Origin of the sequence: Caballeronia catudaia (assembly GCF_001544755.2) — a bacterium.
Lineage (GTDB): Bacteria > Pseudomonadota > Gammaproteobacteria > Burkholderiales > Burkholderiaceae > Caballeronia > Caballeronia catudaia.
On sequence record NZ_FCOF02000016.1, the window covers coordinates 90029 to 110921 of the forward strand.

At 62.6% G+C, this 20893-nt stretch carries 17 protein-coding genes; 9 read left to right on the top strand and 8 right to left on the bottom strand.

Translation table 11 applies throughout. The features are described from left to right. Positions 1–29: 29 nt before the first annotated feature. Positions 30–677, bottom strand: a complete 648-nt coding sequence (locus tag AWB75_RS18725; RefSeq protein WP_061125577.1) for a carbonic anhydrase — start codon at positions 675–677, stop codon at positions 30–32. Between the two features lie 291 nt (positions 678–968). On the opposite strand from AWB75_RS18725, the gene AWB75_RS18730 reads away from it, so the two are divergent. Then, positions 969–1769: an alpha/beta fold hydrolase gene (locus AWB75_RS18730; RefSeq protein WP_235012153.1), complete on the top strand. Its 801-nt coding sequence runs from the start codon at positions 969–971 to the stop codon at positions 1767–1769. A gap of 1 nt (position 1770) precedes the next feature. Here AWB75_RS18730 and AWB75_RS18735 read toward each other — a convergent pair whose 3' ends face one another. Further along, positions 1771–2625, bottom strand: coding sequence for a polysaccharide deacetylase family protein (locus tag AWB75_RS18735; RefSeq protein WP_061125579.1), 855 nt, complete (start codon positions 2623–2625; stop codon positions 1771–1773). Continuing rightward, positions 2622–3707 (bottom strand): glycosyltransferase, encoded by a 1086-nt coding sequence (locus tag AWB75_RS18740; RefSeq protein WP_061125580.1) that lies wholly within the window; start codon positions 3705–3707, stop codon positions 2622–2624. Before AWB75_RS18740 ends, AWB75_RS18735 begins: the two co-directional genes overlap by 4 nt. A gap of 496 nt (positions 3708–4203) precedes the next feature. Here AWB75_RS18740 and AWB75_RS18745 point away from each other — a divergent pair, with 496 nt between their 5' ends. After that, positions 4204–4614, top strand: a complete 411-nt coding sequence (locus AWB75_RS18745) for a hypothetical protein (protein ID WP_061125581.1) — start codon at positions 4204–4206, stop codon at positions 4612–4614. A 35-nt stretch (positions 4615–4649) separates the two neighbouring features. Here AWB75_RS18745 and AWB75_RS18750 read toward each other — a convergent pair whose 3' ends face one another. Further along, complete coding sequence (locus AWB75_RS18750) at positions 4650–5405, bottom strand: FadR/GntR family transcriptional regulator (protein WP_061125582.1); 756 nt, start codon at positions 5403–5405, stop codon at positions 4650–4652. Between the two features lie 587 nt (positions 5406–5992). Here AWB75_RS18750 and AWB75_RS18755 point away from each other — a divergent pair. Continuing rightward, a complete protein-coding gene (locus tag AWB75_RS18755; RefSeq protein WP_061125583.1) occupies positions 5993–6415 on the top strand; it encodes a hypothetical protein in 423 nt (140 codons plus the stop codon). A 25-nt stretch (positions 6416–6440) separates the two neighbouring features. Here the strand turns inward: AWB75_RS18755 and AWB75_RS18760 are convergent, their stop codons facing one another. Beyond that, complete coding sequence (locus AWB75_RS18760) at positions 6441–6689, bottom strand: hypothetical protein (protein WP_061125584.1); 249 nt, start codon at positions 6687–6689, stop codon at positions 6441–6443. A gap of 145 nt (positions 6690–6834) precedes the next feature. Here AWB75_RS18760 and AWB75_RS18765 point away from each other — a divergent pair, with 145 nt between their 5' ends. After that, positions 6835–9516 (top strand): excinuclease ABC subunit UvrA, encoded by a 2682-nt coding sequence (locus AWB75_RS18765; protein WP_061125634.1) that lies wholly within the window; start codon positions 6835–6837, stop codon positions 9514–9516. Here AWB75_RS18765 and AWB75_RS18770 read toward each other — a convergent pair. Then, on the bottom strand, positions 9499–10035 hold the full coding sequence (locus AWB75_RS18770) for an HD domain-containing protein (protein WP_061125633.1): 537 nt from the start codon (positions 10033–10035) through the stop codon (positions 9499–9501). The two genes, AWB75_RS18765 and AWB75_RS18770, sit on opposite strands and share 18 nt — an antisense overlap. Before the next feature lie 14 nt (positions 10036–10049). Then, a complete protein-coding gene (locus AWB75_RS18775; RefSeq protein WP_061125585.1) occupies positions 10050–10766 on the bottom strand; it encodes a YdcF family protein in 717 nt (238 codons plus the stop codon). 400 nt (positions 10767–11166) lie between these two features. On the opposite strand from AWB75_RS18775, the gene AWB75_RS18780 reads away from it, so the two are divergent. From AWB75_RS18780 to AWB75_RS18800, 5 genes are all read left to right on the top strand, one after another. Further along, positions 11167–11418, top strand: coding sequence for an acyl carrier protein (locus AWB75_RS18780; RefSeq protein WP_061125586.1), 252 nt, complete (start codon positions 11167–11169; stop codon positions 11416–11418). Further along, positions 11415–12668 (top strand): acyl-CoA dehydrogenase family protein, encoded by a 1254-nt coding sequence (locus tag AWB75_RS18785; RefSeq protein WP_061125587.1) that lies wholly within the window; start codon positions 11415–11417, stop codon positions 12666–12668. Before AWB75_RS18780 ends, AWB75_RS18785 begins: the two co-directional genes overlap by 4 nt. Before the next feature lie 2 nt (positions 12669–12670). Continuing rightward, entirely contained in the window at positions 12671–13747 is a 1077-nt protein-coding gene (locus AWB75_RS18790; RefSeq protein ID WP_087086681.1) for an amino acid--[acyl-carrier-protein] ligase, read from the top strand. Next, positions 13744–14748: a DUF1839 family protein gene (locus AWB75_RS18795; protein ID WP_061125588.1), complete on the top strand. Its 1005-nt coding sequence runs from the start codon at positions 13744–13746 to the stop codon at positions 14746–14748. The genes AWB75_RS18790 and AWB75_RS18795 overlap by 4 nt, the downstream gene beginning before the upstream one ends. Positions 14749–14823: 75 nt before the next feature. Then, positions 14824–17295 carry a glycosyl hydrolase 2 galactose-binding domain-containing protein gene (locus AWB75_RS18800; RefSeq protein ID WP_061125589.1) on the top strand — a complete coding sequence of 824 codons (2472 nt, stop codon included), beginning with the start codon at positions 14824–14826 and terminating at the stop codon, positions 17293–17295. Positions 17296–17310: 15 nt separating this feature from the next. Here AWB75_RS18800 and AWB75_RS18805 read toward each other — a convergent pair whose 3' ends face one another. Next, complete coding sequence (locus AWB75_RS18805; protein WP_061125590.1) at positions 17311–20847, bottom strand: indolepyruvate ferredoxin oxidoreductase family protein; 3537 nt, start codon at positions 20845–20847, stop codon at positions 17311–17313. Between the last annotated feature and the right edge of the window lie 46 nt (positions 20848–20893).

Consider the following 20893-nt stretch of genomic DNA (forward strand, 5'->3'; position numbering starts at 1 on the left):
TCGACAAGCTATCGAGGGGAAACAGCCGACTAAGCGGCCTGAAGCGATACGACCTGCGCGCGCGCAGTGTCTTGTGTCCCGGCCTCTTCCGCATACCCGGAAGCGAGCACGTCGATGAGGCCGTCATGCAGGCCGAAGATCCAGCCATGAACGAGCGGCGGCTCGGCGCGATCACGCACGACCGCGTGTTGCCGCAAGAGGCGCACTTGCTCCAGCACATTCAGTTCGGCGAGGCGATTTGCGCGCGTGTCGAGCTCGGCGAATGTGTCGAGTTCCGCGCGATGGCGCTCGCCCAATGCGCACAACGGTGCGATACGGCGATTCACGTGCGGCAAGTCGCTCGATTGCGGCAATAGCGAGGCGCGCACGCCGCCGCATCCGTAATGGCCGCATACGATCACATGATCGACTTTCAGCACGCGCACCGCGTATTCGAGCACGCTCATCGTGTTGTCATCGGAAGGAGAAAACAGGTTCGCGATGTTGCGATGAACGAAGAGATCGCCGGGATTGGCGTTGGTCACCGTTTCGGCCGGCACGCGGCTATCCGCGCAACCGATCCACAGCACCTTCGGGCTTTGCCCTTGCGCGAGGCGCGGGAAGAATTGGGCATCCGCATGCGCGGTTTCGCGCGCCCAGGCAATGTTTTCCAGAAGCATTCGTTTCGGTCGATTCATGCATTTTTCTCCATAAGCAAACCAGCGCGCCTTCCATGCCGACGCAATGAATAAAAAGGGGATCGTACCTACGCTGCAGTGCGGCGAATTCCTTACGAATCACTTTCGCAGAAAAAGTTCATCGGCGTCCAGTGAAATAAATCTGACGTATCTTTAATGCGCCGCGCGTCCGTGAATGATGCATCGACGGGTCGGGTTTTATTCGCGACTCGTGAGTTGGCGTCTGCTAATCTCTGTCGTTCGGAATTCAGCCTTCAAACATCCATGAACCATCCGGCAACAGGCATCGACATGACCCGCTTCGTCGAATTGAGCAGCGGCGCTTATCCGGTGCGCATCGAATATCAATGGTTGAATGCAGAGCGCGCCGATGCGCCCATCGCATTGTTCCTGCATGAAGGTCTGGGATCGATCGCGCTGTGGAAAGGCTGGCCGCAAATGCTATGCGATCGCCTCGCTTGCCGTGGTCTCGTTTATTCGCGGCCCGGCTACGGGCGCTCCACTCCGCGCCGGCCCGAAGAAAAGTGGCCAGTCGAATTCCTGCATCGGCAAGCGCATGACGTGCTGCCCGCATTGCTCGATGCACTCGGCATCGGCGCTGAAGAACGATCGCGCATGTGGCTCATCGGCCATAGCGATGGCGGCACCATTGCGCTCCTGTACGCGAGCGCCTTCCCCGAAGCGCTCGCCGGTCTGGCCGTCATGGCGCCGCACATGTTCGTGGAAACGATGACGGTGGAAGGTATCGAGAAGGCCCGCAGCACGTATGAGACGGCATCGTTCAGGGAAAAGCTGCGGGCTTATCACGACGACGTGGATTCAGCCTTTTACGGCTGGAACGACGCCTGGCTGAATCCCGCGTTTTTGCATTGGAACATCACGGAAGAGATAGCGTCGATCGTTCGCCCGTTACTTGCGATACAAGGCTATGACGACGAATATGCGTCGATGCGGCAACTGGACGCGATCGAGGCGGCCGTTCCACATGCGCGACTCGTCAAGCTGACGCAGTGCGGACACTCGCCGCATCGCGATGCGGCCGACGCAGTGAACGATGCGATCGCCGCTTTCGTGGCATCGCATCGCGCCTGATTCAACGCTTGATTTTCAGATAGGCACGGCTGATGGCCGGCCGCGTGTGGACCCATAAGCGCGACGCAAGCCACGAAGCCGGACGATCGCGCACTTCGAGTCGTTTGATGGTGCGCTCGGCATCAACGCATGCGTTCCGATCGAGCGGATTCGCGCTGATGTTCGTGCCCGTATGGCACGTATAGAAGTGCCTGAAGCCCGCGTTCAGCGCCACTTCGCGATAGTCGTCGTCGTAATAACCTTGTGGCCAGCACAGATGATCGGAGACTTCGCCGAGGCGCGTGCGCAATGCGGAACGCGCCGCATGCAGATCGTCATGCAGACGCTCGCGCTTCTCGCCCGGCGAGCCCGCGACCCGATCCCAGCGCACATGCGTATGCGTGTGGCTATGGAATTCGAACGTGCCGGCATTGCGCATCGCTTCGATTTCCGACCAGCGCAGGATGGCATCGTCGGCGCGACCGCTTTCGATTGCGCGCTCGCCTGCGTGATGATCCAGCAAAGACGGCAACGCCGCGCCCGCGTTCGCTGCATTCGGGCGCACGCCGGCCTCGCCCGGCCAGCTGCTTACGAGAAAGCACAATGCCGTGAAGCCGTGGCGCTCCAACACCGGATGTGCATGCACCCAGTTGTCGAGATAGCCATCGTCGAAAGTAATGACGATCGATTTCGACGGCATGTCCTCGCCGCTCAGAAACGCCGCGAGCTGCGCCGAGCCGATCGTCCGATAACCGGCGTTCGCCAGATAATCCATTTGCGCCGCGAAATGCCCGGGCGTCACGGTGATCATGCCGGGCGACGTGCTGACGTGGTGGTACATCAGCACGGGAACGGCGCGTGCCTGCTTCCGGCTCATTGGCGATGCCCCCGCTCTTCCAGGGCACGTCGATAGAAGAGCGCCGTTTCATTCGCCATTTCGCCGACCGTGAAGCCGCGTTCGGTGATGCGCACGCTTTCGCGTTGAAGGCGCTGACGCAAAGCCGGATCATCTATCATGCGCGCGATCGCCTCGCGCAACGCAACCGGATCATGCGGCGGCACAAGCAAGCCATTCACGTTGTCTTCGATGAGTTCGGGCACGCCATCGACACACGTGCCGATGACCGGCAATCCTGCGTCCATCGCCTCGATGAATGCCTGGCCGAGCGCTTCCTGATGCGTAGGCAGCACGAAAAGATCGGAGCCGCGAAAGATGTTCTGCACGTCGGTGCGAAAGCCCAGCAAATGGATGCGATGCGCGAGACCGAGGCTATCCACGATGCCTTTGACACGAACGTAAAGATCGCCATCGCCCGCCATCACGACGTGCAGGTGCGGATAGGTGTCGAGCAGCGGACGCACCGCGGCGATCAGATCTTCATGGCCCTTCTTGTCACGCATGATCGCGACCATGCATACGATGAACGCGTCCGGTCCAAGACCGAGTTCTTCGCGCAAGGTCGAATGCGCGACGGGCTGTGGCTTGACGATGCCGTCATAGATCGTCTGCACCCGTTCCTCGCCGACGCCCGCGGAAATCAGATAGCGGCGCACGTAATGACTCACCGCGATCACGCGGTGCGGAATCCACGTATAGGTAGCGAGCGACGAGATCGGCAGCGCGAGATGCCGCGTGCGAACGATGAGCGGCGTGCGTGCGAGCCGTGCGGCCGTGCCGGCCACGAGACTGTCGTGACCGCTATGCGTATTGACCACGTCGAACGGGCGGCGGCGCAACAGCGCGTTGATGTGAAGCATCGATTGCATGTCGCCGCCGCCACGCATGCGCGCGTGATGCACGGTGAAACCGAGTTCGCTGCAACGGTGCCCGAGGCGCGCATCGCTTGGACACACCAGTTCCACGGTATGACCGCCTTCACGTAGCGCCACCATTTCTTTCAAGGTGCGGATCTCCTGGCCACCCCATCCCGTCGAGGACTCGCTATGTAGGATCTTCAATGCTCGATGCTCCGAATTTCGGCGGCAACGCAGCCGAAATATCTGGTAATAATTTGTTTGCCTTTCAACCCTCGGGGATTCGCAATGAAAACGCAAGGGGTTTGGTGCCGCCTCGAACGAGGCTATCGGAAGAAATGCAGTGCTTGTTAGCGTAATGAAAGCGCGACGCCGATGGTGCTAAAAACAGTCAACCGATGTAACGTTTTGAGGGCGGTCGGCCCGCTTGACCAGCTAACGGCTCGAGCGAGTGCCTGGTTGACGCAAAGATGGCGAATTTGTCAGTTTCGCTCATCGAACCTTATCAGTCGCTTAAAGAAAAAAAACTCGGTGGTAACGAGCAAACGTTTGTCGAGTTCCTGATTAACCATTGTTCGCTAAACGCCTTGATTGCTTAGCGCTCGCGGCAAGAATTCAGCGTCTGTTTCAACCTCGGTCTTGCGTCAGCAAGTACTGTGCGAGCGTGATAACTTCAATCGAAATTGCGAGGAGAAACCTCATGTTGCTCTCCGATGAAGAACTCGCACGCCTTCAATCCGTCGCGCCGTTTTTGCGTAGCGAAGCGCGTTCGGCACTCGAAGCCGAAGCCGGTTACGAAGTAACGATGGAACTCGAATCGCATCTGCAGCCGGGCTTGCGCATCCGCGCGCCCGATTCACCGCGAACGACCGCCGATGCCGACGCGCCGCCGTATCCGCTCGATCTCTTCGTCGGCTTGCCATTGAGCGAATTGCGCGCGCTGTCTCATGCGGACGGCGCCGCACGCGAAGCCGAGCTTGCGCGTTTCGGCGCGCGCTTCTCGCCGCGTTTGTTGCGCGCGATCGCGACCATGACGCCGCATCAGATCGATCTCGACGCAGGTGTGCAAAGCGAAGCGGGAACGCTGTCAGTGATGCTCGACGAAGACTGACGCCACGTGTTCAAGGGCCGAATAGCGGTGGGCGCTCACCCCGCGTCTTGCGACTTCGGCAATGCTTCGTGCGCGCGCCGCAACCGCTCGCGGCTATTCGACAGATGCATGCGCATGGCCGCGCGCGCGGCTTCGGGATCGCGGCGCTCGATTGCATCGTAGATATCTTCATGCTCGCGATTCACACGATCCAGATAGCTGCCCGGATCGTTATGCGCGAGCGCCGCGGAGTTGACGCGCGTGCGCGGAATGATCGTATTGCCGAGCTGACTGAGGATGCTGTGGAAATAGCGGTTGCCCGTCGCCTTTGCGAGTTCGAGATGGAACGCGACATCGGCTGCGACCGCGCTGCCCTCGCCCGCTTCGACGAGCCGCTCGAACTCGTCGAGCGCGCGACGCATCTGCGCGAGGTTTTCATCGGTGCGGCGCATGGCGGCGAGACCGGCCGCCTCTGCTTCGAGGCTGATGCGCAGTTCGAGAATGGCCATCACGTCGCGCACGGTGAGATCGCCCGCAGCTTCGATCTGGAAGCGGTCCTGGTCGCCTGCCTGGAGCACGAAGGTGCCAATGCCGTGACGGGTTTGCACCAGCCGCGCCGCCTGCAGCCGTGAAATGGATTCACGCACGACCGTTCGGCTCACGCCGAGCTGCGCCATGATTTCGGATTCCGTCGGCAGCTTGTCGCCGGGTTGAAGCGCGCCGCTGCGAATCCGCTCGGACAACTCGGCGACGACCTCCTCGGTGAGATTGCGGGAGCGGCGAAGCGCGCCGGACGCGAGTGCTTGGGACATTGAAGGGCCAATCTTGGTGTGCTGATCGGCCCATTATAGGGGCGCGTGACAGCTTGTACGATGACTATCGAATTTTGCACGCAGGATGCAGCGGCATTGCACACGCGGAGTTAGAAGCAGCATTCGTTTCAGCGAGTAAGCGAATCATGAATCGCGTGGGCGCACTGGCTAAGGCCACCAAAGCCCTGAAAATCATGCGATTGGGGCCAAAGCAAACCGTTGTTAAACCACTTGTTGCGGCGTAAAGTTCAAGTACCACATGAAGTGAATCCGCGCAAGCCAGGCGACGACAGCCGCTATCGGCGGTCTTCGTTCGTCTGACCGCGCGGGTTGGTTTCATCGTCCGGCTCGCCAATCCATGTCCGCATCCGTTGGATTCGCCATCCTCTCGCGCACTCGCGGGCCAGGGCACAGCGGTTCACCGGCTCGCAGACGCGCGCGCACACGCGTGTCTGTACGTTTCACCACGCCTCTACGCGCCTCGCCCATCGATCAGGCGAAAGCCGGTGTACATCCGTATTCCCATTCGCCGGATTCACGGCGATACTGAGTCGCGGCATCGAGGTTGGCAGGCAAGGAGACGAGCAATGATGCGTGAAGTAAGCGGAGCGTTCTATAACTCCCGTAAGCTGGATGAGGCACTTGAAGACTTGCGCGCGGAGGGCATCACGGGCGATCGCGTCCGCATGGCGAGCATGAGCGGCTTTGCCGATTTCCATGCGGCGCAAACCCAGAGCAACAACGCGCAGACACAGTGGATCGCCGCGGAATACGCAGGCCACGGCGAACATCTCGGCGTGGTCGATACGCACGACTACCCGTTCGGTCTCGATATGTCCGGCGACGACATCCTTCCCTCGTTCGGCGCCGACGGCGGCGATGCGGACGAGGCCTGCGGAATCACGCGCGTGATCGTGAGCATCCGCGACGAAGCCGAGATGCGCGCGGTGTGCGACATCTTCTCGCGCCTCGGCACCGACGATATCGACGTGGAAGGCGCGCCGGCCTGATTCGCAGCGCCCTGGCGTCATCGGGTCATGGCGTGGTTGTCGCGGGTTTCGGCTTCTTCTTGTGCTTGAAATGAGCGTCCTCGTGACGGGTGCTGTCAGGCACGGAGGTTTTTTCGCCGCCTGCAGTCGGCCCTGCTGTCGCCGCGCCGTGTGCGTTGCCGCCGCCCGCGCCGCCATTGCCGTTGCCGCCCGATTGCGCTACCGCCGCGCCTGCAACGCCTAACGTCACGCTCGCGGCAAGCGCGAGCAACGCCTTCAATCCAGCTTTCCTCATTTTTCCCTCTCCTCGAAAATCATTGCTGTTCGGCGTGCATTTCGCATGCAAGATGCGTAACGCAAAATGCCATCTGGTATATGGCATGCTGAATGCTCACCCCCTCAACGTCCGCGCCGCGTCTGGCCGTCACCCCGCCCTGCTCATGGATGTCCGCAAAACCCACCGCAAGTCAGCCGAACACGACGATCCCGCGAGTGCATCGAGAGCAGGTTTCGTGCGCGTTCGTGGCGCACGGGAGCACAACCTGAAGAACGTCGATGTCGACGTGCCGCGCGACGCGCTCGTCGTCTTCACCGGCATCTCGGGATCGGGGAAATCGTCGCTGGCGTTCGGCACGCTGTACGCCGAGGCGCAACGGCGTTACTTCGAGTCGGTCGCGCCGTATGCGCGGCGGCTCATCGAACAAGTGGGCGTGCCGCAGGTCGACTCGATCGAAGGCTTGCCGCCCGCGGTCGCCCTTCAGCAACAGCGCAGCGCGCCGAACGCGCGGTCGTCGGTCGGCAGCGTGACGACGCTATCGAGCCTCGTTCGCATGCTGTACTCGCGCACCGGCAGCTATCCGCCGAAACAGCCGATGCTCTACGCGGAAGACTTTTCGCCCAACACGGTGCAGGGCGCGTGCCCGGTGTGTCACGGCCTCGGCCGCGTCTACGAAGTCACGGAAAAGTCGATGGTCCCGGACGACTCGCTCACGATCCGCGAGCGCGCCATCGCAGCGTGGCCGCCCGCATGGCACGGGCAGAATCTGCGCGACATTCTCGTCACGCTCGGCTACGACGTCGACACACCCTGGCGCGACCTGCCGAAGAAGGACCGCGACTGGATTCTCTTCACCGATGAGCAGCCGACCGCACCCGTGTACGCCGGGCTCACGCCGAAGGAAACGCGTGCGGCGCTCAAGCGCGGCGCCGAGCCGAGCTATCAGGGCACGTTCACCGGCGCGCGCCGCTATGTGCTGCATACCTTCGCGCATACGCAAAGCGCGCTCATGAAAAAGCGCGTGTCGCGCTTCATGGTCGGCCACGATTGCGCCGCGTGCCAGGGCAAACGGCTCAAGAAGGAAGCGCTGTCGGTGACTTTCGCGGGGCTCGACATCGCCGAGTTCGCGCGGCTGCCGCTCAACCGTCTCGCCGATCTGCTCGCACCCATCGCGCGCGGCGAATGGCCGGCACGCGACGATGCGCCCGGCTCCACGCTCGCGAAGAAAGACCGCGTCGCCGCAACCGCGAAGCGCGTCGCGGCGGGCGGCTCCGCGCACAAGGCCGCCCCCGATATACGCCGAACGGCGAATCTGTCCGACGAGAAACGCGCCGCCGCCGAGCGCATCGCAGCGGACCTGCTGGAGCGGCTCGGCACGCTGATCGATCTCGGCCTCGGCTACCTGTCGCTCGATCGCGCGACACCGACGCTCTCCTCCGGCGAACTGCAGCGCCTGAGGCTCGCGACGCAGCTTGCATCGCAACTGTTCGGCGTCGTGTACGTACTCGACGAACCGTCCGCCGGCCTGCATCCCGCCGATAGCGAGGCGCTCTTCGCCGCGTTGCAGCGCCTGAAGGCCGCGGGCAATTCGCTCTTCGTCATCGAACACGATCTGAACACGATGCGGCGCGCGGACTGGCTCGTCGATGTCGGTCCGGCCGCAGGCGAACGAGGCGGACATGTGCTTTACAGCGGGCCGCCGGCGGGCCTCGCATCGGTCGAAGCATCGCAGACGCGCCCGCATCTCTTCGGCGCGAAGCAAGCGAAAGCACGCGCCGCGCGCGAACCGCGCGGCTGGCTCAGGCTGGAGGGCGTTACGCGAAACAACCTGCATGGCATCGACGCGGCCTTCCCGCTCGGCGCATTCACGACCGTCACCGGCATCTCGGGCTCGGGCAAGTCGAGCCTCGTGAGTCAGGCGCTGCCGGAACTCGTCGCAGAACGGCTCGGACGCGCGCTCGACGACGCGCAGGAAGACGAGCAGGACCCGCTGTTCGCAGCCGCCAATACATCGGGGGACGGACGCATTGTCGCGGGCATGGAGACGATCCGGCGTCTCGTGCGCGTCGATCAGAAACCGATCGGCCGCACGCCGCGCTCGAACCTCGCGACTTACACGGGTTTCTTCGATCACGTGCGCAAGCTTTTCGCCGATACGCCCGCCGCGCGCAAACGCCGCTATGGCGCGGGACGCTTTTCGTTCAACGTCGCGCAGGGTCGCTGCCCGACGTGCGAGGGCGAAGGCTTCGTGAGCGTCGAGCTGCTGTTCCTGCCGAGCGTCTACACCTCGTGCGCGACCTGTCATGGCTCGCGCTACAACCCGCAGACGCTGGAGATCGAATGGCACGGAAAGAACATCGCCGACGTGCTCGGCATGAGCGTCGACAGCGCATGCGAATTTTTTGCCGATGAACCGAACGTGATGCGCGCGCTCGCCGTGCTGCGCGACATCGGCCTCGGTTATCTGCGGCTCGGGCAGCCCGCGACGGAGCTATCGGGCGGCGAAGCGCAACGCATCAAGCTCGCGACGGAACTGCAGCGGGCGCATCGCGGCGACACGCTCTATATTCTCGATGAACCGACGACGGGTCTGCATCCGGCCGACGTGGACCGGCTGATGGCGCAACTGCAAGGACTCGTCGATGCGGGCAACACCGTGGTCGTCGTGGAGCACGACATGCGGGTCGCGTCGTCATCCGACTGGGTCATCGACATCGGTCCCGGTGCGGGCGAGGATGGCGGAAAGATCGTCGTGGAAGGCGCGCCGCAACGCATCGCGGAACATGTTGCAAGCCGCACGGCGGGTTATCTGAAGGAAGCGCTGGCGTCAGGCCGCGTGTCCTGAACGCACGCCTTGCCGATACGCGTCGTCGAACACGGCTTCGAGCCCGGCATGCGCGCCGCGCAATTGATCGACGACACGTTTCGCCCACTCGAAATACTCGCGTTTTCTTTCTTCGCTCCAGTCCGAAGGCGGCATCGCGACGATATCGCGCAGATTGCAGATCTTGTCCGCGAGCTTCACGAGTTGTGCCGCATGACTGATATGCGCCGCATGTTCGATTTGCAGGCGCTTTCTTTCCGCCTTCGGCAAGGACTTGTCGTCCGTGACTTCGGCGACGATGCGCGCAACCTCGTCGCCGAACCATCGCGTGAGCTCGTCATGCGAGGTGTCCGTATCCTCGATCGTGTCGTGCAAGATGGCCGCGAGCAACACGCGCTGATCTTCGACTCCGCCTTCGTTGGCGAGCACGTTTGCGAGCGCGATCGGATGATTGATATACGGCGACGCCTCCGCGTCCTTTCGCCGTTGCTTGCGATGTTTGTCCGCGGCGAATGCGATGGCTCGAAGCAGTTGATTCATGAGTTGGTCTTCCATCAATAGAGGCCGAGGCATCGCCAGGCATAGAACCGTGCGATGCCGACCAGTTCATGCAGCGCGCGGTTCGAATCGAACAATGCTGCCGGGCGCAGCACCCACCGCGAATCCGGTTCGCGTATGGAGGCCACCGCCGGCTGCGGATGCACCCCGAAGGCTTCGAACGCCAGCATAGCGCGGCGCATATGAAGCGACGACGTAACGAGCACCGACGTATCGTATTGCCGCGACCGGAGTAACTTCGCCGTGTTGCGCGCGTTCTCGTATGTATCGAGACTCTGATTTTCAATGACGAGATCCGAGCGCCTCACGCCCGCGTCGAGAAGCAAGCCGCTGTAGAGATCGGCTTCGCTCTGTTCATGATGCTGCGGATTGCCTCCGCTCATTACGACAAAGCACGCCTTCTCCGTTTCGACGCAGCGCCTGTAGAGCGATGCCGCGAGATCGATGCGAGCCATCCCGTCGCCTTCGGGCACGAGACGCTGGTAGAAATCGTGGCGCGTGCCGCCGCCGAGCACGATGATTGCCGTGCGCGCTTTCAAGCGCGGTTCGCTCGCCGAGCCATAAGCGGAATTCGCGATCCACACGAGCGGCCCCGCAAGCCAGCTTCCGAGCAGCCAGAACACCGCGCATGCAACGATGAAGATGGCAACGCGTCGTTTTTTCCACGCGATAAATAAAACAATGAATACGAGCAGCAGAGCAATCAGTACCAATTACCTCACCTGAGCGTTGCTATTTTCAATAACCTTTCAATCGCACATGAAACTTGCAAGATCGTCCCTGCGGGAACGGATTGCATTGCGCCCTGCGCGACTGGCATGAGTTTCAATAATTCAAGCGGATCATAACGTGCGAGTTATCGCGCACAAAAGCCGCATTGCTGTTCGAAGCCCTCCGTGCGCCATCGCACGGACGCACAAGGCCGCAAATTCGTTAAATACGATCAAACAAAAACAAAGCGGCAGTGCGTGGGAGGAGGCGCGTGAAGCGTCTTCAAGAGATGAACACCACCCCTGTCTTCGCGCTTCGGAGCAATGCGGCATTCGATAAGAATTCATCGCCGCAGTCCGGATTAAATTGACCGTTGGCCGGGTAATAAGGAAAACACACCCAATGAAAACTGAACTGCGCCGTATCCTCGCCGAGTCCGCTCGTCTCGACGTGCCCATCGACACGCTCGCCGACAGCGACGATCTCTACTCCGCCGGTCTTTCCTCGCTCGCCACGGTGCACGTGATGCTCGCGATCGAAGACGAATTCGGCATCGAGATTCCCGATCACATGCTCACGCGCCGCCTGTTCTCGAGCGTCGACTCTCTCGCGTCGGCCGTCGACGAATTGCGTCGCACACAGGCGGCAGCATGAACGCGCCCGCACAGGAGCGGGAAATCGCCGAGCTCGCGCAAAGCGTCGGCGCGCGCAGTGAGAGCGAGCTGATCGAAGCCGCGAAACGCGTCGCCGCCGTTGCGTCGAAGCACGCCGATGCGGTCGACAGACAAGCGCGCTTCCCCGCTGAAGCCGTGGCCGCGATGCGCGAAGAGCGTCTCTTCTCCGCGATGATCCCGACGATTCACGGCGGCGACGGTCTCTCGCTGACTGGCGTTGCACGTCTGTGCGAAGCCATCGCGCAAGGCTGCGCATCGTCGGCGATGATCTATGCGATGCATCAGAGCCAGGTCGTGTGCATCGTCGATCATGGCGTGAACGTGCCGTGGCAGCGCGACTTTCTCGCCCGCATGGTGAGTGAGCAATTGCTGCTCGCATCGGCGACGTCGGAAGAGAACATCGGCGGCAACATGCGCACGAGCGCATGCGCGGTCGATCTCGTCGACAACGCGTTTCGCATCGAGAAGCTGGCGCCGACCATTTCGTATGGCAAGTATTCGGACGCCATTCTCGTGACGGCACGCCGTCATCCGGATGCGCCGCCTTCGGATCAGGTCCTGATCGTCGTTCCGCGCGACACGTTCACGCTGGAACAGCGCGGCACGTGGGACACGCTCGGCATGCGCGGCACGTGCAGCGAAGGGCATCGTCTCGTCGCGAGCGGCACAGCGGAACAGATCCTGCCGACGCCCTTTTCGAAGATCGCCGACGAAAGCATGCTGCCCGTGTCGCATACCTTGTGGTCCGCGGTCTGGTGCGGCATCGCGAGCGATGCCGCGAACCGCGCGCATCAGTTCTTCCGTAATCAGGCGCGCGGCAAGCCCGCGCTGCCGCCATCGGCCGCGCGGCTCTCGCAGGTGCTCACGCTCATCAAGATGATGCAGGCGCGCTTGCGCGAATCGCTCGCGAATGTCGAAGCAGCGAGCGCCGGGCGCGCGGCACGCAAGGCGAGCCAGAGCCATGACGACGACGCGCCGCTCGCGGCATCGATCGGCGTCAACGCCGACCTCAACATGCTGAAGCTGGCGATCTCGCAATCGGCCGTGCATGTCGTGCAGGAGACGCTGATGATCACCGGCATGGCGGGCTACAAGAGCGACACGCCGTTCAGCGTGGGGCGCCATCTGCGCGATCTGCATTCGGCGCCGCTCATGATCAGCAACGATCGCATCGAATTGAACACGGCGAATCTGCTGCTTGCGCAGCGCGCCGCAACGGGGACTCTTTGACGATGAACATGCCGACGGAACAGGCCGCCATTGCGCAGGCCGAAGCACAACAAGCACAACAACAAGCCCAAGAGACGCAGGCGCCGTACGATAAGTCGGACCTGACCTTGCGGGATCGCCTCATCGAGGCGGGCATTCTGCTCGACACGGGCGAAGATGGTCTCTATGGCCGCAGCGAAGTGTTCGAGGATGTCGTCGAGCGCCTGAATCAAGCGATCACGATGCTCGGCGCGGATCAACACGCGGAAGTGCTGCGCTTTCCGCCCGCGATGCGCCGCCGCGACTTCGAGGACAGCGAATATCTGAAGAGCTTCCCGAATCTCGCAGGCACGATCCATTCGTTCCAGGGCAATGATCGCGGACATCATCGTCTGCTCGAAGCGCTCGACAAGGTCGTGCATATCGGCGAGAACGAAGAGCGTTCCGACGAATGGATGGATCAGCAGAAGCCCACGCGCCTCGTGCTCACGCCGGCCGCATGCTATCCGATCTATCCGCTCGTCGCGAAGCGCGGCAAGCTCGCCGCAGACGGCGCGATCTTCGATGCGTTTTCGTACTGCTTCCGTCACGAGCCGTCCATCGATCCGGGCCGCATGCAGATGTTCCGCATGCGCGAGTACATTCGCGTCGGCAGCCCCGAACAGGTGATGGCGTTCCGTCAGAAGTGGATCGAGCGCGGCTCGCTGCTCGTCGAGATGCTCGAACTGCCCTACGAAATCGATCTGGCCAACGATCCGTTCTTCGGCCGTGGCGGCATGATCGTCGCGGATAGCCAGCGCGCGCAACAGCTCAAGTTCGAACTGCTCGTGCCCGTCGCGACGCCCGATCGCCCGACCGCGTGCCTGTCGTTCAACTATCACCAGGATCACTTCGGCGAGCTCTGGCATATCAGTCAGGCGGACGATCAGGTGGCGCATACCGCGTGCGTCGGATTCGGCATGGAGCGCACGACGCTCGCGCTCTTCCGCCATCACGGTCTCGATGTCAACGCGTGGCCCGAGAAAGTGCGTCAGTTGCTCTGGGGCGACAAGGCGCCGCTCATCGAGCAAGGCCTCGCGAACCTGGGAACGGAAGCATGAACGCCCGCACGCCGGCAGAAGTCGTGACGGCCGCGTCCACGCCTGCGGATAGCGACTTTCAGCAACACGCGCTGCATCGTGAAGAGCGCGTGTGGCTGGAGACCAACTGCTACGTCGATCTGTGGATCGAGCTGCTGCATCACTACCGCTGCGATCCGCATGCGGGACTCAGCTTCACGGTGACGCAGGCGTTCGAGGGCGATCAGTTCACGTTCCCGAAGTTCTCGCTCGACGATATCGCGCGGCTCTATGGCCTCCAGGCGCAAGAGCTCGCGATCTACGACACGCTGGAAGCGCACGTGCGCGAGCAGACGCGTCGCGGGCAGATGGTGGTCGTCGAAATGGATGCGTACTATCTGCCCGATACGCGCGCGACCGCGTACCGGCAGACGCATACGAAGACGACCATCGCCATCGACGCCATCGACACGGACGCGAAGCGCATCACGTACTTCCACAACGCGGGCTATTTCGCGTTGTCGGGCGAAGACTACGACGGCGTGTTTCGTCTGATGCCCGGCCTCGCAAGCGATGTGCACGCGCTCTTTCCGTACGTGGAGTTCGTGAAGCGCGCGCGTGCCCCGCTCGAAGGCCATGCGCTCGTGCAACGCTCGGTCGACCTGCTCGCATTGCGGCTCGCGGATCGTCCGACGGTGAATCCGGTTGCGCAATGGCGCGCGGAATTTCCGGCGCATTTGCGCGCGTTGCTCGAACGCGATCCTGCGTACTATCACCTCTACACGTTCAACGTGATGCGTCAGTTGGGCTCGAACTTCGAATTGCTTTCGAAGTATCTCGGCTGGCTCAACAGGCACGGCGTGGAAGTGCCGGTCGAGATTCAAACGAGCGCGCAGGCGATCGCAAGCGAAGCGATGGTCATGCAGTTCCGTCTCGCGCGCGCCCGCATGCGCTCGCGTACCGATGCGTGCGAGGATTGCTTCGATTCGATGCAAGCCTCTTACGATAAAGTCATCGAGCCGCTTGCCGCGTGCTTTCTCTGAACGCCAAAACCGCGCGGTCCCTCGCGCGGTTTTGGCGTCGTTCTCAAGATCCCGTCATCCTCATCGAGGAAGGTCATGCAGGTCCTTTCCGCGCACGCGCCGCTGCGTCTTTCCGAAGGCTGGCAATGCCTGAGCACGCCCGCGGGCGCATGCGCCACGCCCGCATCGCTCGATACACTCACGCACACGCAATGGATCGACGCGCCCGTGCCCGGCACGATCGCATCGGCATTGCGTTTGTCCGGCGTCGCCGATGAAGCGCTCGCGCAACCGTTCGCGCATTCGGATCACTGGTATCGCGTGAAAATTTCAGATGATGGCAAGCGGCGCTTGCGCTTCAACGGCCTCGCGACCATCACCGAAATATGGCTGGACGATCGCAAGCTGCTCGAATCGGATTCGATGTTCATCGCGCATGATGTCGATGTCGAACTCAACGGCGAGCACACGCTCCATCTCTGCTTTCGCTCGATCGCGCCCGCGCTCGCGGCAAAACGCGGACGCGCGCGCTGGCGACCGAAGCTCGCGCAGCCGGCCACCTTGCGCAATGTGCGCACGACGCTGCTCGGGCATATGTCCGGCTGGTGCCCGGCGATTCAACCAGCGGGACCGTGGCGCGCGATCGAACTGATCGGCGCATCGCGTGCGTGCATCGACGATGTGGATATGCGCACGAGCGTCGATGGTAGCGATGGCATGCTCGACATCACGGTCCGCTTCTTTCACGCGCAAGAGCCAACGCCGCTTCGGCTGGAATGCGGTGAAGCGCGAGCCGCGCTGCAATGGCAGGACGCGCACACGTTGACGGGCCGCGTGCGCGTGCCGAACGTGCGCCTGTGGTTTCCCCATACGCACGGCGAGCCGTCGCTTTATGCGGTGAAGCTCGGCGATATCGAACTCGGCGACGTGGGTTTTCGCACCATCGAAGTCGATCGCGGCAAGGATAACAAGGGCTTTCAGCTCGTCGTGAACGGCGTGCCGGTGTTTGCGCGCGGCGCGTGCTGGACCTCGGCGGATATCGTTTCGCTCGATGCCTCGCGTGACAAGCTCGAAGGCATTTTCCGGCTGATTCGTGACGCGGGCCTCAACATCGTTCGCGTGAGCGGAATCACGCTATACGAGTCCGATACGTTCTACGAACTCGCGGACAAGCACGGCGTGATGATCTGGCAAGACTTCGCGTTCGCGAATTTCGATTATCCGGATGACGAAACATTTCGATCGAGTGTGCAACGCGAAGCCGAACAATTTCTCGCGCGCACGCGACGCTTCGCATCGCTCGCGGTTCTATGCGGCGGAAGCGAGGTGCATCAGCAGGCCGCGATGCTCGGTCTGCCCTTCGACGCCTATCAGCAGCGTCTGTTCACCGAGTTGCTGCCGAACGCGATCGCCGCGCAAAGGCCCGATGTCGCCTATGTCGTGAACTCGCCGAGCGCCGCGCCCGGCGACACGGAATCGATGCCCTTCAACACGCGCGGCGGCATCACGCACTACTATGGCGTGCCCGCCTATCAGCGTTCGTTCGACGACGTGCGCCGCGCGCAAGTGCGCTTCGCATCCGAGTGCCTTGCATTCGCCAACGTGCCCGACGATGTCGCGTTGCGTGCATTGCCGAATCCGCGCGCGCACGAACCGCGCTGGAAAACCGGCGTGCCGCGCGATCCCGGTTCCGCGTGGGACTTCGACGATGTGCGCGAGCACTACATGCAATCGCTCTATCGTGTCGATGTGCCGCGTCTGCGCTATGAAAACCCCGAGCGTTATCTCGAGCTATCGCGCGCAATCGTCGCCGATGTGATCGGCGCGGTGTTCTCCGAATGGCGCCGCGAAGGATCGACGTGCGCGGGCGGCATCGTATGGAATCTGCTCGATGTGCGGCCGGGCGCGGGCTGGGGCGTGATCGACGTGCTCGGCGCACCGAAGAGCGCGCTGCATGGACTCGCGCGTGTGCTGCAACCCGTGCAGGCGCTGATTCTCGACGAAGGGCTCGACGGCCTCGACGTGCATCTCGTCAACGAGACGGCGCGCGAGATTCGCGCGCGTGTGGAGTTGACATGCCTGCGTGAAGGCGCGGTGAAAGTGGCGGGCGGTTCGTGCGATATCGTGTTGAAGCCGCGCAGCGTGCAGCGCGTGTCGTCGAATGCGCTGATCGGCGCGTTCTTCGATATCGCGTATGCGTATCGCTTCGGCCCGCGCGCGCACGATGCGACGCATGTCGTCCTGCGCGATGCCGAAACGGGCGACGTGTTATCGGAAGCGTTCCACTTCCCCGATCCCTCGATAGGCGAACGGCGCGATATCGGCCTGAAGGTCTCGGTCGAGAAGGATGAGGAAGGCTGGAGTCTCGTCGTCGAAACAGGGCAACTCGCGCGCTGGGTGCATGTCGTCGATCCGAACTATCACGCGCGCATCGACTGGTTTCATCTCGCGCCAGGCAGCACGAAACGCATTCCGCTCGTCGCGCGGCACGCGAATGTGCGCGCCGCGCCCGAAGGCGATGTGTGTGCCGTCAATGCTTTGCGCAGCGCGATGTATCGCGCTGCGTGAGGCATCGCACGGCGATCACGCCGTCGCCGCCATCTCCACCGGCGCGCGATAACGCCCGATCAGACGCTCGCGCTTCTTCGCAACCGCCGCCATGTTGCGCTCTTTCACATGGCCAAAGCCACGGATCTCATCGGGCAGCTTCGCGAGTTGCAGCGCGGTGTCGACACGGTCCATATCGAGCGTCGCGCAGAATTCATCGACGAGCGCGATGTAATCCGCGATCATCGCGCGCTCGGTGCGGCGCTCATCGGTCTTGCCGAACACATCGAGCGCCGTGCCGCGCAAGCCCTTCATCTTCGCGAGCACGCGGAACGCGGGCAGCATCCAAGCGCCGAAGCGCTGCTTCACGAGATGGCCGTGCTCGTCACGCTTCGCGAAGAGCGGCGGCGCGAGATGGAACATGAGCTTGTAATCGCGGCCCGGTTCGCCCTCGAACTGCGCGCGCAGCTTGTCGAGATACGCGGGATCGGCATAGAGACGCGCGACTTCGTACTCGTCCTTATAGGCCATGAGCTTCGCGAGATTGACCGCGACCGCGCGCGTGAGCGGCAGCTTCGCGTTCAACGGCTTCTCTTTCTCGCGGATGCGCTCGATCACGCTTCGATACGAACGCGCATACGCTTCGCTTTGATACGCCGTCAGCAAGGCTTCGCGCGTCGCGATCACGTTGTCGAGCGACTCGGGCATCTTCATCACGACCGCATGCTGCGCGGGCTTGATGAGATCGCCCGCGCCATGATGCGCGACGAATCGTCCCCAGTTGAACGCGAGCCAGTTCTTCTCGATCGCCACGTTGTTCAGTTCGATCGCGCGCTTCAGGCTCGCCAGTTCCAGCGGCAGCCAGCCTTTCTGCCACGCAAAGCCGAGCAGCAGCGGATTCGAGTAGATCGTATCGCCGAGCAGTTTCAGCGCGAGCGCGTTGGCGTCGACGAATGCGCACCCCGCGCCGATGCTGTCCTTTAGCGCCTCTTCCGTCTGCGCGCCCGGAAAAGTCCAGTTCGCGTTCGTGACGAACTCCGCGGTCGGCGTCGCGCCGCTGTTGATCGCCGCCTGCGTCACGCCGTTTCGCGTGCGTGAAAGCACATCGTTCGATGCCGACACGATCGCATCGCAACCGATCACGAGGCGCGCTTCGCCCGTCGCAATGCGCGTCGCGTGCAGCGCTTGCGGCTCGGGCGCGATCTGCACGTGACTCAGCACCGCGCCGCCCTTTTGCGCGAGACCGGCCATGTCGAGCACGGTGACGCCCTTGCGCTCGATATGCGCCGCCATGCCGATCAGCCCGCCGATCGTCACCACGCCCGTGCCGCCCACGCCCGTCACGAGAATGCCGTAAGGCTTCGAAAGCGCGGGCAATGAAGGCGACGGCAGCGTGTCGAAATCAGGCTTGGTCTCTTTCGAAGCCTGCGGCTTGCGAACCTGCGCGCCTTCGGCCGTCACGAAGCTCGGGCAGAAGCCATTGACACACGAAAAATCCTTGTTGCACGACGATTGATTGATCTTGCGCTTCGTGCCGAGCGGCGTATCCATCGGCTCGACGGACAGGCAATTCGACTGCACCGAACAATCGCCGCAGCCTTCGCACACGGCATCGTTGATGAACGCGCGGCGCGCCGGATCGGGATACGTGCCGCGCTTGCGGCGGCGGCGCTTTTCGGTCGCGCAGGTCTGATCGTAGATGAGCACCGTCGTGCCTTGCGTATCGCGCAGCTCGCGCTGAATGCTGTCGAGCTCGTCGCGATGATGCACGTTCACGCCCTGAGGCAATGCAACGTTCGCATCGTATTTCTGCGGCTCGTCCGTGACGATGACGATGCGCTTCGCGCCTTCCGCATAGACCTGATGGGCGATCTGCGGCACCGTCAGCACGCCGTCGACGGGCTGGCCGCCGGTCATCGCGACGGCATCGTTATAAAGAATCTTGTACGTGATGTTCGCGTTCGCGGCGATCGCCGCGCGCACCGCGAGCAGCCCCGAATGGAAATACGTGCCGTCGCCGAGATTGACGAACACGTGCTTGTCGCCCGAGAAATGCATCTGGCCGATCCACGCAACGCCCTCTCCGCCCATCTGGCTGAAGGTCTCGGTCTTGCGGTCCATCCACATCGACATGTAATGGCAGCCGATGCCCGCGAGCGCGCGCGAGCCTTCGGGCACACGCGTCGACGTGTTGTGCGGGCAACCCGAGCAGAACCACGGCTTGCGCTCGACATCGACACGCGGCTTGATCGCCTCGCGTTCTTTCGCTTCGATGGTTTCGACGCGCGCCAGCATGCGTGCGCGCACATCGGCGGGAAGATCGGCGCGTGCGAGACGGCGCGCGATAGCCTTTGCGATCAGCGCGGGCGATAGCTCGTAATGCGCGGGTAGCAGCCAGTCGCCGCGCGGCACGGACCATTCTCCGCCTTCGTTGTCGCGTTCATCGAACTTGCCGTAAATGCGTGGGCGCACGTCTTCGCGCCAGTTATACAGCTCTTCCTTCAGCGCGTATTCGAGGATCTGCCGCTTCTCTTCGACGACGAGAATCTCTTCGAGACCCGTTGCGAATGCACGCGCGTCCTGCGCATCGAGCGGCCACACGCAGCCCACTTTCAGCACGCGCAGACCGATCTGCGCGCAGGTTTCATCGTCGAGGCCGAGATCGACCAGCGCCTGGCGCACATCGAGGTAAGCCTTGCCCGCGGTGATGATGCCGAAGCGCGGCTTGTCGGAGTCCAGCACCACGCGATTCAATTTGTTCGCGCGCACATAGGCCAGCGCGGCGTACCACTTCTCGTCGAGCAGACGCGCTTCCTGCGCGAGCGGCGCATCGGGCCAGCGGATGTTGAGACCGTCCGCGGGCATCGCGTAATCGGTGGGCGTGACGATCTCCACGCGGTCCGGATCGAGGTCGATCGATGCCGTCGATTCGACGACATCGGTCACGCATTTCATCGCGACCCATAGACCCGAGTAGCGGCTCATCGCCCAGCCGTGCAAACCGTAGTCGAGATATTCCTGCACGTTCGACGGATACAGCACCGGAATGCCCGCCGCGATGAACGCATGATCCGACTGATGCGCCACCGACGACGACTTCGCCGCGTGATCGTCGCCCGCGAGCACCAGCACGCCGCCGTGCCTGTCAGTCCCGGCCGAGTTGGCGTGCTTGAACACGTCGCCCGTGCGATCCACGCCCGGTCCCTTGCCGTACCACATGCCGAACACGCCGTCGCGCGTCGCGCCCGGCCAGAGATTCACTTGCTGCGTGCCCCAGATCGACGTCGCGGCGAGGTCTTCGTTCACGCCCGGCTGAAACACGATGTCGTTGGCTTTCAGATGCGCCTTCGCCTTCCACAAGGACTGATCGAGCGCGCCGAGCGGCGAGCCGCGATAACCCGATATGAAGCCCGCCGTATTCAGTCCCGCCTTGCGGTCGCGCGCTTTCTGCAGCATCGGCAGGCGCACGAGCGCTTGCGTGCCGCTGATATAGACGCGGCCTTTCTCCAGCGTGTATTTATCATCCAGCGAAACATTGGCGGCGGCGAGTGCGGCGCGATCGGGTGCGTTCATGTGGGCGTGTCTCCAAGTTCGGGGAATTGTTTTTTGCGCAGTATAG

Excerpts from the sequence above, each read along its gene's own strand:
- AWB75_RS18725 (WP_061125577.1), bottom strand. The coding sequence starts at position 677 with ATGAATCGACCGAAACGAATGCTTCTGGAAAACATTGCCTGGGCGCGC.
- AWB75_RS18730 (WP_235012153.1), top strand. The coding sequence starts at position 969 with ATGACCCGCTTCGTCGAATTGAGCAGCGGCGCTTATCCGGTGCGCATC.
- AWB75_RS18735 (WP_061125579.1), bottom strand. The coding sequence starts at position 2,625 with ATGAGCCGGAAGCAGGCACGCGCCGTTCCCGTGCTGATGTACCACCAC.
- AWB75_RS18745 (WP_061125581.1), top strand. The coding sequence starts at position 4,204 with ATGTTGCTCTCCGATGAAGAACTCGCACGCCTTCAATCCGTCGCGCCG.
- AWB75_RS18750 (WP_061125582.1), bottom strand. The coding sequence starts at position 5,405 with ATGTCCCAAGCACTCGCGTCCGGCGCGCTTCGCCGCTCCCGCAATCTC.
- AWB75_RS18755 (WP_061125583.1), top strand. The coding sequence starts at position 5,993 with ATGATGCGTGAAGTAAGCGGAGCGTTCTATAACTCCCGTAAGCTGGAT.
- AWB75_RS18760 (WP_061125584.1), bottom strand. The coding sequence starts at position 6,689 with ATGAGGAAAGCTGGATTGAAGGCGTTGCTCGCGCTTGCCGCGAGCGTG.
- AWB75_RS18765 (WP_061125634.1), top strand. The coding sequence starts at position 6,835 with ATGGATGTCCGCAAAACCCACCGCAAGTCAGCCGAACACGACGATCCC.
- AWB75_RS18770 (WP_061125633.1), bottom strand. The coding sequence starts at position 10,035 with ATGAATCAACTGCTTCGAGCCATCGCATTCGCCGCGGACAAACATCGC.
- AWB75_RS18780 (WP_061125586.1), top strand. The coding sequence starts at position 11,167 with ATGAAAACTGAACTGCGCCGTATCCTCGCCGAGTCCGCTCGTCTCGAC.
- AWB75_RS18785 (WP_061125587.1), top strand. The coding sequence starts at position 11,415 with ATGAACGCGCCCGCACAGGAGCGGGAAATCGCCGAGCTCGCGCAAAGC.
- AWB75_RS18790 (WP_087086681.1), top strand. The coding sequence starts at position 12,671 with ATGAACATGCCGACGGAACAGGCCGCCATTGCGCAGGCCGAAGCACAA.
- AWB75_RS18795 (WP_061125588.1), top strand. The coding sequence starts at position 13,744 with ATGAACGCCCGCACGCCGGCAGAAGTCGTGACGGCCGCGTCCACGCCT.
- AWB75_RS18800 (WP_061125589.1), top strand. The coding sequence starts at position 14,824 with ATGCAGGTCCTTTCCGCGCACGCGCCGCTGCGTCTTTCCGAAGGCTGG.
- AWB75_RS18805 (WP_061125590.1), bottom strand. The coding sequence starts at position 20,847 with ATGAACGCACCCGATCGCGCCGCACTCGCCGCCGCCAATGTTTCGCTG.